Here is a 13,049-nt window from a genome sequence, read left to right as displayed (position 1 = left end):
CGCGTACGGGTCTCGTCCCTCGTCCCTCTCGTCTATAGGACGAGAGGACGAGGGACACCACGGGGGGCACCACAAGAAAGAGACCTCGTCCCCGTCCCAGCAGATCGTCGCCCACGCGTTCCCCGGCCTCCACGTGCCAGAGCACCCCGCCACCTTCACGGCCGAGCTGCTCCCCATCCTCGCCTGGCAGCTCCGCGGCCGACGCCTCGTCCTCGACCCGTTCGCCGGGACCGGCGGCATCCACCGGGTAGCCCGCCTCGCCGGCTGCCAGTCCGTCGGGGTCGAGCTGGAGCACGAGTGGGCCGCCGCCCACCCCCGCACCGTCTGCGCCGACGCCACCCGCCTCCCGTTCGGGCCAGACACCTTCGACGCCATCTGCACCAGCCCCGCCTACGGCAACCGCATGGCCGACACCTACGACGGCCGCGACGGCTCCCGCCGCCACACCTACCGGACGGCGCTCGGCCGGCCCCTCACCACCGGGTCGGGCGCCGCTCTCCAATGGGGCGACGCCTACCGGGACCTCCACCACGCCGCCGCCGTCGAGATGCTGCGGGTCCTCCAGCCCGCCGGCCGGCTCATCGTCAACGTGTCCGACCACGTGCGCCGCGGCAAGGTCGTCGCGGTCGTCGACTGGTGGGCCGACCTGCTCGACCGGCTGGGCTGCACCCTGGTCGAACGCGTCGACGTGCCCACCCCCCGCCTCCGCCACGGAGCCAACGGCGACCTCCGCACCGACGTCGAGGCCGTCCTCGTCCTGGAGACTTCACGATGACCCACACCGCCACGATCCCGGCCCGCGTCCACACGGTGCCACCCGCCTGCCACGCCCCCGGCTGCCACCGGCCCGGCGAGTACCGCCTCGTCCTCGGCACCGTCGTCGTCGGCCGCTGGTGCGCCATCCACACCCGCGCCGGCGTACGCCACGCCCTGCTCGAGCTCGACCACGGAGCCGACCATGCACGATGACGTCAACCTCATCCTCGCCATCCTCGGCCGCGGCTGCTAGCGGGCCGGCCACACCGCCGACGCCCTCGCCCACCTCACCGCCGACGAACAGGACGAGCTGGCCCTGCTCGCCGCCCGCTCCCTCGCCTGGCGCACACCACCCGACGAGCACGAACATGCCTGAACGCATCCAGCTCCGCCGCGCCGCCGGCTGGCGCAAACCGCCCGACGCCATCGTCGTCGCCCGCCCCACCCGGTGGGGCAACCCCCACCCCGTCGCCAACGGCGACCGGGCCCACGCCGTCGAGCTCTACCGCCGGCACCTGGCCGAGCATCCCGAGCTCGCCGCCGCCATCCGCCAGCACCTCGCCGGCCACGACCTCGCCTGCTGGTGCCCACTGACCGAGCCGTGCCACGCCGACCTGCTCCTCGCCGTCGCCAACGACCACACCGACGATGAGGTGGTGTCGTGAAGCGGCCGTGCCTCGACTGCGGCACACTCACCCCCGCCAGCCGCTGCCCTGACTGTCAGCGCACCGTCGAAGCCCAGCGACGCGCCCGCCGCCGCTCCACCGGCCAGGGCTACGGCCGCCCGTACACCCGGCTCCGCCTCGCCGTCCTCGACCGCGACGGCTACCGCTGCCACTGGTGCGGAGGCCCGGCCGCCACCGTCGACCACCTGCTGCCAGTGTCCAAGGGCGGTGCCGACAGCGCCGACAACCTCGTCGCCGCCTGCACCCGATGCAACTACCGCCGCGGCGCTCGACCCGGCCCACCACCGTGAGAGGCCAGTTTGTTTGGTGGCGAACACTGTGGGTGAGCTATGCCAGCACGCGCCCGCTTACAAAGCCTGACCGGACGGGTCGTCTTTTCGCGTGCGAAGGCTTCCGGGTGGTCCGAAGCACCCTCGATCGCAAGGTGTGCGGGTTGGGTTGTACGGGCTCGACCCTGGTGACGGTGCCCGATGACTGACTTCTCCCACTTGCGCCGGGCTGCGGCCGGGCTGTCGGAGGGCGATCGGCGCTTGTGGGCGGCGGCGGTGTACCAGCGGTGGCAGTTCTCGGGCAGCTACGCCGAGGGCGTCGACGGGCGGCTGTCGATCGCGCTGGCGCTCGACCTGTTGGACGGGTTGGACGCCGAGCAGGAGCTGCTCGACCGGCTGGACGAGGAGCTGGGCGGCCGGTGGTGACTGTCGGCACCTGCTATGCCACAATGGGCGGGACGACTGAGGCCGGGCTCCGCCCGGCTAGGCACCGCCGCAAGGGTCGCCAGTGTCATCCCGGCGTAGAGCCTGGGTGTGAGTGCTCCGCACCGCCCGTATCGGCACCGCCGGACCTGAACCCTTCGACGCGCCCGACGTGGCGCAGGCGGTGAACACCATGAGCAAGACCATCACCTTCGACCTTCCTTCGACCGACGACCTGGACGCGATGGCCCGGGCCGGCCAGACGGGCCCTCTCACGGACGTGCGGGCCCAGGCGTACCGGGCGTGCCGGGACCTGTTGGACGGCGCCGAGCTGTCCGGCCGCGACCTGCTGGCATCCGAGCGCCGCGACTACGACCGGCTCATGCGGGCGTTGGACCGGATCGACCTGGCGCTCGGCGAGGCCCAGCGGGCCGTCGAGGACCGGGACCGTGCCCGGGCGCCCTACGAGCACATCGTCCGGCCGCCGTTCGGCCCTGTCGGTGTGGGTGGCAGCGGTGGCGGTGAGATCCGCCGGATGCTGGCCGAGGGCCGTGGGCTCGACCTGCCCTACCCGTCGGTCGAGTCCCGCGACCTGACCTACTACACCGGCTCGTCGGGCGCGAACCTGCTGCCGACGAGCATGGCCCGCCAGATCTACGCCAAGCTCGAACCCATGTCCGGTGTGCTGGCGGCCGGGCCGCGTCTGCTGGACACGGCGACCGGCGAGCCGCTGGTGCTGCCGACCTGCTCGTCGCACGGCACGGCCGCCCTGCTGGGCGCCGGCTCCGCGATCGCGGAGGCGGACCCGGCCTGGGGACAGGTCTCGTTGTCGTCCTACAAGTTCGGGCAGCTCGCGCAGGCTCCGCAGGAGCTGATCGCGGATGCGGGCGTGGACCTTGACGGCTTCCTGGCCTCCGACTTCGGGCATGCGATGGGCCGGGCGGTCGGCCAGAAGCTCACGCTCGGGACCGGCACGAACGAGCCGGGCGGGATCACGACGGCCGGGTTCGGGACTGCTGCTGTGATGGGTACCGGGGTGGCCGGGGCACCCAGCTATGCGAACCTGAACACGGCGGTGTTCGCGCTCGGGCCGGCCTACAGGACCAACGCCCGGTGGATCGTCTCCGACACGTTCCTCGCCTCGGTCATGGGCATGACGGACACGACCAACAGGCCGATCTTCCTGCCGCCCGGCCAGGTCGGCTCGCCTCCCACCCTGCTCGGCTACCCGGTGTTCACGGACCCGTGGCTCCCGGCGATGGCCACTGCGAGCATCTCCTGCTACTTCGGTGACTGGGAGTCGGCGTTCGTGGTGCGCCGGGTCGGGCAGATGCGCGTCGAACGCTCCGTCGAGTACGCCTGGGACCGCGATGTCGTGAGCTTCCGATGCCTCAGCCGATGGGACGCCGCGACGCTCGATCAGACAGCGGCAACGAGCCTCATCGGCGGGACTGCCTGAGAGGTCGCGTCCGACTTCCCCGGCGGCGGTCTCCTTTCGCCGCCGCCGGGTGGTCGGGCGTGCACCCTGGTCGCCTTCCTGGTCTGGGGCGGCCGGGTGCGCCGGTGCCGCTGGTCTGGCTGCTGGCGGCGCCACCTTGGGCCCCGTTCCCCGGTCGTGCTCCTCGTGGGCCGGGGGGCGGGGCCCTTCCACGTCCCGGCACCTGGGGTGCCACAATCGGGCCAGTGCTCGACGTCGACTGGTCGTCTGGTGTGGACCCGGCCGAGGTGCTGGCCGTCACGCTCGACCTGCGCCCGCCCTGGCACCGCGACGCCCTCTGCCGGGAGCCGAACTACGCCCGGGTCGACTGGCACCCACGCTCCGAGACGGAGGCGAGGTGCGAGGCGGCGATGGACGTCTGCTCGAGGTGCCTCGTCCGCGACGACTGCCTCGCCGACGCGCTGTCGACGCCGTGGCTCGTCGGCGTGCGGGCCGGGACCACGACGGCCGAGCGGTCACGGATGAGGGCCGAGCGCCGGGCCGACGAGGCGGCCGACCGGGGCGAGTGGACGGCGGCGAGCGTCATCGCGTTGCGGGCCGAAGGGCTGACGTGGCGTGCGGTCGGCGCGCTGCTCGGCATCACCGGCAGCCGCGCCCACCAGCTCGGCACCAGATCGCCCACGTTGCCCCGAGAGGCTCCCGGTTCGGTGAATGACCGAGAGCCCATGACCGGGATCGCGTCGCCTCACGCAAGCGCACAGGCACCACACGCGGCCGCCTGACGTCGAGGATCGGCCGCGGTGATCCGTGGGAGCGGTGATGGCTCTCGCGACCGCTCCCATTCTCGGGATACCGGATTGTCCTTCTGGCCACGCACGGCGTGCTCTTCCTCGACGAGCTGGGCGAGTTCCCCGGGTCGGTCCTCGAGCACCTGCGCCAACCGCTCGAGGACGGGCTGGTCCGGGTCAGCCGAGCCCGGGCCAGCGTCACCTTCCCGGCCCGCTTCCTGCTGGTGGCGGCCACGAACCCCTGCCCCTGCGGCGAGGGCGGGCCTCCGGGGTCCTGCCGCTGCTCCGACGGGGCCCGGCTGCGGTACGCCAAGCGCCTGTCGGGGCCGTTGCTCGACCGCTTCGACCTGCGCGTGGAGATCAGCCGACCGGCGGTCGACGAGCTCCTCGGCGAGGCCACGGCCGAGTCGACGGCCAGCGTGGCGGTCCGCGTCGCCGAGGCGCGCCAGCGGGCCCGCGCCCGTGGCGCCGAGACGAACGCCCGGCTCGACCCCGCCCGCCTGGAGCCGTCGTCGCCGCTCGATGCCGGCGCCACCCGGCTCCTCGAGCGGGCCCTGCGCGACGGGAAGCTCACCGGCCGGGGCCTGCAGCGGGTGCGCCGGGTGGCGCTGACCATCGCCGACCTGCGCGGCGACAGCGGGCGCCTCGGCGAGCAGCACGTGGCCCTGGCCATGCAGCTGCGCGTCGATCCGTCCACGGTCGCCCAGATCAGGTCGGCATGAGCGCCGTGCAGCTGCCCCAGGAGGCCTTCGCGGTCGCCCTCCTCGGGCTCCCTCGGATGGGCCCGGCCCGCCTCCTCGCGCTCACCGACGGTCGATCGCCGGCCGAGGCCTGGTTCGACGTCGTCGCCGGGCGGGCACTGGCCCGGCCCGAGGTGCGCGCCGCCTGCGCGGGGTCCTCGGCGACGCCCGACGAGGTGGCGGCGGGCTGGCGGGCGGCGGCCCGCGAGGTCGACGTGGGCGAGGTGCTCGGGCCCTACGGGCGCGTCGGGGCGGCGATCCTGCTCCGCGGCCGGGGCCGCTACCCCGAGGCGCTGGCCGACGATCCCGAGGCCCCGCTGGTGCTCTGCGCCCGGGGCGCCGTCAGCGCCCTCGAGGGTCCCCGGGCGTGCATCGTCGGGACCCGCCGGTGCACCTACTACGGCCGTCAGGTGGCGGCGGCGCTCGGGCGCGACCTGGCGGGCGCCGGGGTGCGGGTGCTGTCCGGGCTCGCGGCGGGCGTCGACGGCGCCGCGCACCGGGGAGCGCTGGCCGCCGCCGGCGCGCCGCCCGTGGCCGTGGTGGGCACGGGCATCGACGTGCCCTACCCGCGGGGTCATGTCCGGCTCTGGGAGCAGGTCGCGACCGAGGGGCTGCTGCTGTCGGAGGCGCCGCTGGGCGCACCGGCCGACGGGTGGCGCTTCCCGGCCCGCAACCGCATCCTGGCGGCCCTCGCCGACGTGGTGGTGGTCGTCGAGTCGCATGCCGCCGGTGGGTCGCTCTACACGGTCGACGCCGCCCAGGCCCGCGATCGGCCGGTGCTGGCCGTGCCGGGGCCGGTCACCAGCCCGGCCTCGGCCGGGTGCAACCAGCTGCTGGTCGACGGCTGCCACCCGGCGCGCGACGCCGACGACGTCCTCGTGGCCCTTGGGCTGGTGCCCGGCGGTCGGCGGCGTCGGCCCGACCGGCGGCCCGCGCCGTCCCCGCCCGACCGCTGCGCGCTCGATGCCCTGGGGGTCGGCGCGGCGAGCCTCGAGCAGGTCGCGCAGCGCTGCCGGATCACGCTGGGCGAGGCGGCCGCGGCGCTCTCGCGCCTCGAGGCCGATGGCTGGGTGGCGGCCCTGGGCGCCTTCTGGCAGCGGGTCGAGCGGCCGTGAGGGCTACCGTGCTGGCGTGGGTTGGCACCAGGACGACTTCGCCCGGTCGCTCACGTCGGTCGCCCCGGCCACCGTCGACGCCTACCGCCGAGACCTCGCCGGGTTCGTGGCGTGGGCCGAGCGGGCCGGGCTCGCCGGGCCGGAGGCCGTCGACCGACTGGTGCTGCGGCGCTACCTCGCCTACCTCGCCACCAGGCGGTACGCCCGGCGGTCCATCGCCCGCAAGGCGTCGTCCCTGCGGCGGTACTTCAGCTGGCTGCGTCACACGGCGGTGCTGGCGAACGACCCGAGCATCGGTCTCAGCGCGCCGCGGGGCGAGGCCCGTCTGCCCCGGGTGCTGCGCGAGGAGGAGATCCGGGTGCTCCTCGACGACCCGCCGGCCGCCGTCGACGGCGACGACGAGGCGGTCCGCCTCCGCGACGACGCCGTCCTCGAGCTGCTCTACGGCTGCGGTCTGCGGGTCGCCGAGCTCTGCGGGCTGCGGCCCGACGACGTCGACCTGGCCCGTCGGCTCCTCACGGTGTGGGGCAAGGGCGGCCGTCAGCGACAGGTCCCCCTGGGCGTGCCGGCCGCCGAGGCCCTCGCGGGGTGGCTCGAGCGCGGCTGGTCGCGGCTGGCCGGGCCGGGGAGCCCCGCCGACGCGGTGTTCCTCAACCGGCGGGGCCGACGGCTCGGGCCCCGGGACGTGCGGCGCATCCTCGACCACCGATCGCCGGTGCCCACCCATCCCCACGCGCTTCGCCACACCTTCGCGACCCACCTCCTCGACCACGGTGCCGATCTCCGCGCCGTCCAGGAGCTCCTCGGACACCGGGACCTGGCGACCACCCAGCTGTACACTCACGTCAGCAAGGAGCGGCTCCGGAACGTCTACGACGCGAGCCATCCGCGCGCCTAGGTCTGCAGTGGACGCATCCGAAGCCTCCGACGTCGATGGCCTGTGGGCCGACTACAAGCGCACAGCCCGTCGCGACCTGCGTGACCGGCTGATCCTCCACTACTCGCCCCTGGTGAAGTACGTCGCAGGCCGCGTGGCGGTGGGCCTGCCGCACAGCGTCGAGCAGGCCGACCTGATCAGCTACGGGATCTTCGGGCTGATCGACGCCATCGACAAGTACGACCCCGACCGGGGCTTCAAGTTCGAGACGTACGCCATCGCCCGCATCAAAGGCTCCATCCTCGATGAGCTGCGCTCGATCGACTGGGTGCCGCGCTCGGTGCGGGCGAAGGCCCGGGCCCTCGAGAACGCCTACGTGAAGCTCGAGAACCGGCTGCGCCGGGCGCCCACCGACGAGGAGCTGGCCGCCGAGCTCGACCTCACCGAGGATCAGCTGCAGTCGACCCTCAGCCAGATCTCGCTCGTCGGGCTCGTCGCCCTGGACGAGGTGCTGTCGGTGGGGGGCGATCGGGCCGACGTGGCCACGCTCGGTGACACCGTCGCCGACCGCAGCGACGGGCCGGTCACCCTCTACGAGGTCGAGGAGACACGCCACCTGCTCACCGAGGCGATCAACCGCCTGCCGGAGCGGGAGAAGATCGTGCTCATGCTCTACTACTACGAGGGCCTCACGCTGGCCGAGATCGGCGAGATCCTCGGGGTCACCGAGAGCCGCATCTGCCAGATCCACACCAAGGCCGTGCTCCACCTGCGGGCCCGGCTCGCCGCGGCCGAGCGCGAACCCGCCTGATCGTCCGCCGGCCCTCGCCGGCCTCGCCCGCTCCCGCCTCCACCGTCGCGCCCGGGCTGTCCTGAGCCCGGGGCGCGCCGCCCCGACCCCGCTGTCGGGCGAGCGGTCCCGCCGGCGCCACCGGCCCGCGGGCCTCCCTTCCCCCTCGTGTCCTCGTCCCGAGGGGGTGTGCCATGCCCGTGGCGTCGCTCCGGGCCCCCGCCCGCCACGCCGGTGCGCTGCTGTGCGCGCTGGCGCTCGTCGTGCCCGTGCTGGCGCACTCGGCATCCGCGGCCGCGGCCGAGCCGTACCGGCCGCCCGTCCCCGGCCCCGTGATCGATCCGTTCCGGCCGCCGGCGCTCCCGTGGGCTCCCGGCAACCGGGGTGTCGACTTCGCCACCACGCCGGGCGAGGCGGTCGTGGCCGCGGCCGACGGCGACATCGTGTTCGCCGGCGAGGTGGCCGGCGCTCTGCACGTGGTGGTGCTGCACGCCGACGGCATCCGCACGACCTACGCCTTCCTCGCCGGTGTCGTCGTGGTGCAGGGCCAGCGGGTGGCCGCGGGCCAGCGGGTCGGCACCGCAGGCGCGTCCGTCCACTTCGGGGCTCGGCTGGGCGAGACCTACCTCGACCCGATGAGCCTCATCGCGGGCACGGTCCGGGTCTGGCTCGTGCCCGTGCCCGAGCGTGCCCAGGCCGACCCGGTGGGTGACGTGCGCGCCCTCCGCCTGCTCGTGGCCGAGGAAGGGGGATCGGCGCTGGGAGCGCTGCGCGCCGGGGTGGCGTGGGTCCGGGGCGCCGGCGGAGCGGCGGCGCGCACCGTCGCGGGCGTGGCCGCGGGCGCCACCGGCGCGGCGGGCACGATCGTGGCCTCCGCCTCGACCCTCCTCGACACCGCCCGGCTCCGTCTGCTGCTGCTGTCCCGCCTGGCGCTGGGTGCGGCACCCCAGGTGCGCCTGGCCCGTCTCGCGGCCGCCGGCCTGGCGTGGCTGCGGGCCCGGGCCACGTGCACGCCCGTGTCGGCGGCCACGCCCCGCCTCCGGGAGCGGCGCATCCTGATCCTGGTGGGCGGGCTGGGCTCGTCGAGCAGCGGCCCGGGCGCGTCGATCACGCGGCTCGACACCGCCGCGCTCGGGTACGCGGCGACCGACGTCGTGCAGTTCTCCTACCGAGGCGGCCGCGTGCCCGACCCGACCGACGGCCTGGGCTCGGTTCCCTCGTCGCCCTACACGCCGGCCGACACCGAGGGCGACCTCGGGCTGGCCGCCTCGCGGCTGGTCGAGCTGCTGGTCGACGTGCGCCGCGCCGCGCCGGGTGTGGCGGTCGACGTGGTGGCGCACTCGCAGGGCGGGCTCGTGGCGAGGCTCGCCCTCGATCAGGTCACGCCCGGTGACCCCCGCTACCCGGACGTGGCCACCTTCGTCACGCTCGGCACCCCGCACGCCGGCGCGCCGCTGGCCACCGGCGTGCAGCTGGTCGACGGCACGTGGGGAGGGCGGGCGGTGCTCGAGGGGGCCGAGCGCCATCCCGACATGAACCTGCACCGCGAGGGCACCTCCCTGGCCCAGCTGTCCGAGGTCTCGGCCGTCGTACGCGACCTCGCGGGGCGGCCGGCGCCGGCCGGGGTCAGGACCGTGTCGATCGCGGCCCGGGGAGACCTGGTGGTGCCGGCGGGATCCACCCGGCTCGACGGAGCCGCGAACGCCACCGTGTCGCTGGTCGGCCTCCACGCCCACGACGAGCTGCCGGGCTCCCCGGCCGCGACTCGAGAGGTCGCCCTGGCCGTCACCGGTGCGGCTCCCTCGTGTCGCACCCTCGGGCAGGCCCTCGCCGACGTGGCCGTGCCCGACCTCGTCTCGGAGGCCGAGGCCGCCCTGGCCCTCGGGCTCGGGGGCGCCACCGGGCTCCTCGCGCCGGTCCCCACCCCACCCCGGCCCGCCCGCTGAGCCTGCCCTCGGCTCGGCTACACTGCCCGACGGCCCGGCGTCCGCCGGTTCGCCCGATCAACCCGCTCGCCTCCCACGGTCGCCCAGCAGGGCGCGGCGCGCGGGTCGACCAACCGATGGGGAGGAGCTCGCATGGCGCCAGTCGTCACCATGAGGCAGCTGCTGGAGGCCGGGGTCCACTTCGGTCACCAGACCCGCCGCTGGAACCCCAAGATGAAGCGGTTCATCTTCGGGGAGCGCAACGGGATCTACATCATCGACCTGCAGCAGACGCTGCAGCGCATCGAGACCGCCTACACCTTCGTGCGGGATCTCGTGGCCGACGGCGGCACGATCCTGTTCATCGGCACCAAGAAGCAGGCCCAGGATCCGATCCGCACCTACGCCGACCTCTGCGGCATGCCCTACATCAACGAGCGGTGGCTGGGCGGCATGCTCACCAACTTCGCCACCATCTCCGGCCGCGTGAACAAGATGGCCGAGTACGAGCGCATGCGGGCGGTGGGCGAGTTCGACGCCATGCCGAAGAAGGAGGCGCTGATCCTCTCGCGCGAGCTCGAGAAGCTGCAGCGCAACCTGGGCGGCCTCCGCACCATGACGAAGCTCCCCGACGCGGTGTTCATCCTCGACACCAAGAAGGAGCACATCGCCGTCACCGAGGCCAACAAGCTCGGCCTGCCGATCGTCGCCGTGGTCGACACCAACTGCGACCCCGACGTGATCCAGTTCGTCATCCCCGGCAACGACGACGCGATCCGCTCCGGCACGCTGATGTGTCGCGTCATGTCGGACGCGGTGGACGAAGGCCGGTTCATCGCGTCGCGCCGGAACCCCGCCGCGGCCGCCGGCCCCGCCGTGCGCACCACCGACGACGAGGCCCGCATCGCCGCCGAGCAGGCTGCCGCCCGTCGGGTCGCGGCGCAGGAGGCGGCGGCTCGGGAGGCTCGCGTCGCCGCTGCCCTCGAGGCCCCCGACGCCGTGCAGGAGGGTGCGTCGCCGGCCGCTGCCGAGGAGACGGCGCCCCTTCCCCCCGAGACCACCGAGGAGTAGCCGCGATGGCCGAGTTCACCGCCAAGGACGTCCAGGCCCTGCGTCAGGCGACCGGCGCCGGGATGATGGACGCCAAGAAGGCGCTGCAGGAGAACGAGGGCGACTTCGAGTCGGCCAAGAGGTGGCTGCGCGAGAAGGGCCTGGCCCAGAGCGAGAAGCGCGCCGACCGGGCCTCCGAGCAGGGCGCGGTGGCCGTGGGCGTCGCCGGCAGTGCCGCTGCCATCGTCGAGCTGCGCTGCGAGACCGACTTCGTGGCCAAGGCCGACGCGTTCCGCGACCTGGTCGCCGAGCTGGGCGAGCTGGTCGCGGCCGGGGGCGAGGAGGCCGCGGCCGAGCGGGCCGACGCCATCGACTCGCTCAAGGTCGGCCTGAAGGAGAACATCCAGCTCGGGCGAGTCGTGCGCTTCGAGGCTGCGCCCGGCGACGTCATCGACAGCTACGTCCACGTCCAGAACGACCGGGGCGTGAACGCGGTGCTGGTCGAGCTGGCCGGCGGCACCGTCGAGCAGGCCCACGAGGTGGCCGTCCACATCGCGTTCGCGAGGCCCGAGTACCTGTCGCGCGACGAGGTGCCGGCCGACGTGGTCGCGGCCGAGCGCGAGACCCTCGAGAACATCACTCGCAACGAGGGCAAGCCCGAGCAGGCCGTCCCCAAGATCGTCGAGGGGCGGCTCAACGGCTTCTACAAGGGGATCTGCCTCCTCGAGCAGCCCTACGTGCGCGACGAGAAGCAGAGCGTGCAGCAGTACCTGGGCGATGCCCGCATCGTGCGGTTCGCGCAAGTGGTGGTGGGCGGCTGACGGTGCCGCGCTGGCGCCGGGTCGTCCTGAAGCTGTCCGGCGAAGCCCTCGCCGAGCACGGCAGATCGGGCCTCGATGCCGCCGTCATCGAGCAGATCGCGTCCGAGCTGGTCGACGCCCGGCTGGAGCTCGGGGTGGACATCGCGGTCGTCGTCGGTGGCGGCAACATCTGGCGAGGCATGCGCGGCGCCGGCGTCGGGATGGACCCGGCCCAGTCCGACTACATGGGCATGCTGGCCACGGTCATCAACGCCCTCGCCCTCCAGGACGCCATGGAGCGCCTCGGGCTCCCGACCCGGGTCCAGACCGCCATCGAGATGGAGCGCATCGCCGAGCCCTACATCCGCCGGCGCGCCATCCGGCACCTGGAGAAGGGCCGGGTGGTGATCTTCGCCGGGGGCACCGGCAACCCGTTCTTCACCACCGACACCGCCGCGGCGCTCCGTGCCGCCGAGGTGGGTGCCGAGGCGATCCTGAAGGGGACGCACTCGGGGGTGGACGGCGTGTACAGCGCCGACCCCAAGGCCGACCCCGCCGCCGTCCGGTTCGACCAGGTCAGCTACATCGAGGTCCTGAATCGGGGCCTCAAGGTGATGGACTCCACCGCCATCACGTTCTGCATGGACAACCAGCTCCCCATCGTCGTGTTCGACGTGCTGCAGCCCGGGAACCTGCGGTCCGTCCTCGAAGGCCAGGCGGTCGGTACGCTGGTCTCCTGACCGGCGGCACCATCCGGCCGACCGTCACAGCCCTCCCACAGCCCAGGATCCGTCATGATCGACGAGACGCTGCTCGAGACCATCGACAAGATGAAGAAGGCCGTCGAGCACACCCACGCCGAGTTCGCCACCCTCCGCACCGGTCGCGCGGCCCCGGCGCTGGTCGAGAAGCTCCACGTCGACTACTACGGCTCCGACGTCGAGCTCCGCCAGCTGGCCGGCTTCTCCGTGCCCGAGGCCCGCACCCTGGTGGTCCAGCCCTACGACAAGGGCGCGCTCGGCGCCGTCGAGAAGGCCATCCGCAACTCCGACCTCGGCCTCAACCCGTCGAACGACGGGGTCGTGATCCGTCTGACGTTCCCGCCGCTCACGGCGGAGCGCCGCAAGCAGCTGGTGAAGGTGGCCCGGCACATGGCCGAGGAGGGGCGGGTGGCCGTGCGCAACGTGCGGCGCCAGACACGCCACGAGCTCGAGGCGGCCGAGAAGAAGAGCGAGATCTCGATCGACGAGCTCGATCGGGCGGAGAAGGAGCTCGAGAAGATCACCCACGACCACGTGGACGAGATCGACAAGGCCCTGCACCACAAGGAACAGGAGCTGCTCGAGGTGTGAGCGCGCCCGGCCGCCGGCCGGGAGGCGCCCACCGAGGAGG

The 13,049-nt window shown here is 73.9% G+C and carries 16 protein-coding genes; all 16 read left to right on the top strand.

Going from position 1 to position 13,049, the window contains the following annotated elements:
- Window positions 1-133: 133 nt before the first annotated feature.
- The 16 genes from IPM45_04980 to frr all read left to right on the top strand — a co-directional run bounded on the left by IPM45_04980 (window position 134) and on the right by frr (window position 13,009).
- Window positions 134-775 (top strand): hypothetical protein, encoded by a 642-nt coding sequence (locus tag IPM45_04980; protein MBK9178918.1) that lies wholly within the window; start codon window positions 134-136, stop codon window positions 773-775.
- On the top strand, window positions 772-969 hold the full coding sequence (locus IPM45_04975; protein MBK9178917.1) for a hypothetical protein: 198 nt from the start codon (window positions 772-774) through the stop codon (window positions 967-969). Before IPM45_04980 ends, IPM45_04975 begins: the two co-directional genes overlap by 4 nt.
- A gap of 155 nt (window positions 970-1,124) precedes the next feature.
- On the top strand, window positions 1,125-1,421 hold the full coding sequence (locus tag IPM45_04970; protein MBK9178916.1) for a DUF4326 domain-containing protein: 297 nt from the start codon (window positions 1,125-1,127) through the stop codon (window positions 1,419-1,421).
- Window positions 1,418-1,732, top strand: a complete 315-nt coding sequence (locus tag IPM45_04965) for an HNH endonuclease (protein ID MBK9178915.1) — start codon at window positions 1,418-1,420, stop codon at window positions 1,730-1,732. The genes IPM45_04970 and IPM45_04965 overlap by 4 nt, the downstream gene beginning before the upstream one ends.
- Window positions 1,733-1,912: 180 nt before the next feature.
- Complete coding sequence (locus tag IPM45_04960) at window positions 1,913-2,137, top strand: hypothetical protein (protein ID MBK9178914.1); 225 nt, start codon at window positions 1,913-1,915, stop codon at window positions 2,135-2,137.
- Between the two features lie 112 nt (window positions 2,138-2,249).
- A complete protein-coding gene (locus tag IPM45_04955; GenBank protein MBK9178913.1) occupies window positions 2,250-3,593 on the top strand; it encodes a phage major capsid protein in 1,344 nt (447 codons plus the stop codon).
- Between the two features lie 224 nt (window positions 3,594-3,817).
- Window positions 3,818-4,354: a WhiB family transcriptional regulator gene (locus IPM45_04950; protein ID MBK9178912.1), complete on the top strand. Its 537-nt coding sequence runs from the start codon at window positions 3,818-3,820 to the stop codon at window positions 4,352-4,354.
- A 98-nt stretch (window positions 4,355-4,452) separates the two neighbouring features.
- Window positions 4,453-5,082 carry an ATP-binding protein gene (locus IPM45_04945; protein MBK9178911.1) on the top strand — a complete coding sequence of 210 codons (630 nt, stop codon included), beginning with the start codon at window positions 4,453-4,455 and terminating at the stop codon, window positions 5,080-5,082.
- Window positions 5,079-6,215 carry a DNA-protecting protein DprA gene (locus IPM45_04940; GenBank protein ID MBK9178910.1) on the top strand — a complete coding sequence of 379 codons (1,137 nt, stop codon included), beginning with the start codon at window positions 5,079-5,081 and terminating at the stop codon, window positions 6,213-6,215. The genes IPM45_04945 and IPM45_04940 overlap by 4 nt, the downstream gene beginning before the upstream one ends.
- Window positions 6,163-7,113 carry a tyrosine-type recombinase/integrase gene (locus IPM45_04935; protein ID MBK9178909.1) on the top strand — a complete coding sequence of 317 codons (951 nt, stop codon included), beginning with the start codon at window positions 6,163-6,165 and terminating at the stop codon, window positions 7,111-7,113. The genes IPM45_04940 and IPM45_04935 overlap by 53 nt, the downstream gene beginning before the upstream one ends.
- Before the next feature lie 7 nt (window positions 7,114-7,120).
- Complete coding sequence (whiG, locus tag IPM45_04930) at window positions 7,121-7,903, top strand: RNA polymerase sigma factor WhiG (GenBank protein MBK9178908.1); 783 nt, start codon at window positions 7,121-7,123, stop codon at window positions 7,901-7,903.
- A gap of 173 nt (window positions 7,904-8,076) precedes the next feature.
- Entirely contained in the window at window positions 8,077-9,828 is a 1,752-nt protein-coding gene (locus tag IPM45_04925) for a peptidoglycan DD-metalloendopeptidase family protein (GenBank protein ID MBK9178907.1), read from the top strand.
- 132 nt (window positions 9,829-9,960) lie between these two features.
- Window positions 9,961-10,878: a 30S ribosomal protein S2 gene (gene rpsB, locus IPM45_04920; GenBank protein MBK9178906.1), complete on the top strand. Its 918-nt coding sequence runs from the start codon at window positions 9,961-9,963 to the stop codon at window positions 10,876-10,878.
- 5 nt (window positions 10,879-10,883) lie between these two features.
- Complete coding sequence (gene tsf / locus IPM45_04915) at window positions 10,884-11,678, top strand: translation elongation factor Ts (GenBank protein MBK9178905.1); 795 nt, start codon at window positions 10,884-10,886, stop codon at window positions 11,676-11,678.
- Entirely contained in the window at window positions 11,675-12,397 is a 723-nt protein-coding gene (locus IPM45_04910) for a UMP kinase (GenBank protein MBK9178904.1), read from the top strand. Before tsf ends, IPM45_04910 begins: the two co-directional genes overlap by 4 nt.
- A 54-nt stretch (window positions 12,398-12,451) precedes the next feature.
- Window positions 12,452-13,009: a ribosome recycling factor gene (gene frr / locus IPM45_04905; GenBank protein ID MBK9178903.1), complete on the top strand. Its 558-nt coding sequence runs from the start codon at window positions 12,452-12,454 to the stop codon at window positions 13,007-13,009.
- The last annotated feature ends 40 nt before the right edge of the window (window positions 13,010-13,049 follow it).

It is taken from the genome of Acidimicrobiales bacterium, assembly GCA_016716005.1.
GTDB lineage: Bacteria > Actinomycetota > Acidimicrobiia > Acidimicrobiales > JADJXE01 > JADJXE01.
This window is presented reverse-complemented; position numbering and strand designations above follow the sequence as displayed.

Excerpts from the sequence above, each read along its gene's own strand:
- IPM45_04970 (MBK9178916.1), top strand. The coding sequence starts at position 1,125 with ATGCCTGAACGCATCCAGCTCCGCCGCGCCGCCGGCTGGCGCAAACCG.
- IPM45_04935 (MBK9178909.1), top strand. The coding sequence starts at position 6,163 with ATGGCTGGGTGGCGGCCCTGGGCGCCTTCTGGCAGCGGGTCGAGCGGC.
- tsf (MBK9178905.1), top strand. The coding sequence starts at position 10,884 with ATGGCCGAGTTCACCGCCAAGGACGTCCAGGCCCTGCGTCAGGCGACC.
- rpsB (MBK9178906.1), top strand. The coding sequence starts at position 9,961 with ATGGCGCCAGTCGTCACCATGAGGCAGCTGCTGGAGGCCGGGGTCCAC.
- IPM45_04925 (MBK9178907.1), top strand. The coding sequence starts at position 8,077 with ATGCCCGTGGCGTCGCTCCGGGCCCCCGCCCGCCACGCCGGTGCGCTG.
- IPM45_04940 (MBK9178910.1), top strand. The coding sequence starts at position 5,079 with ATGAGCGCCGTGCAGCTGCCCCAGGAGGCCTTCGCGGTCGCCCTCCTC.
- IPM45_04960 (MBK9178914.1), top strand. The coding sequence starts at position 1,913 with ATGACTGACTTCTCCCACTTGCGCCGGGCTGCGGCCGGGCTGTCGGAG.
- frr (MBK9178903.1), top strand. The coding sequence starts at position 12,452 with ATGATCGACGAGACGCTGCTCGAGACCATCGACAAGATGAAGAAGGCC.
- IPM45_04975 (MBK9178917.1), top strand. The coding sequence starts at position 772 with ATGACCCACACCGCCACGATCCCGGCCCGCGTCCACACGGTGCCACCC.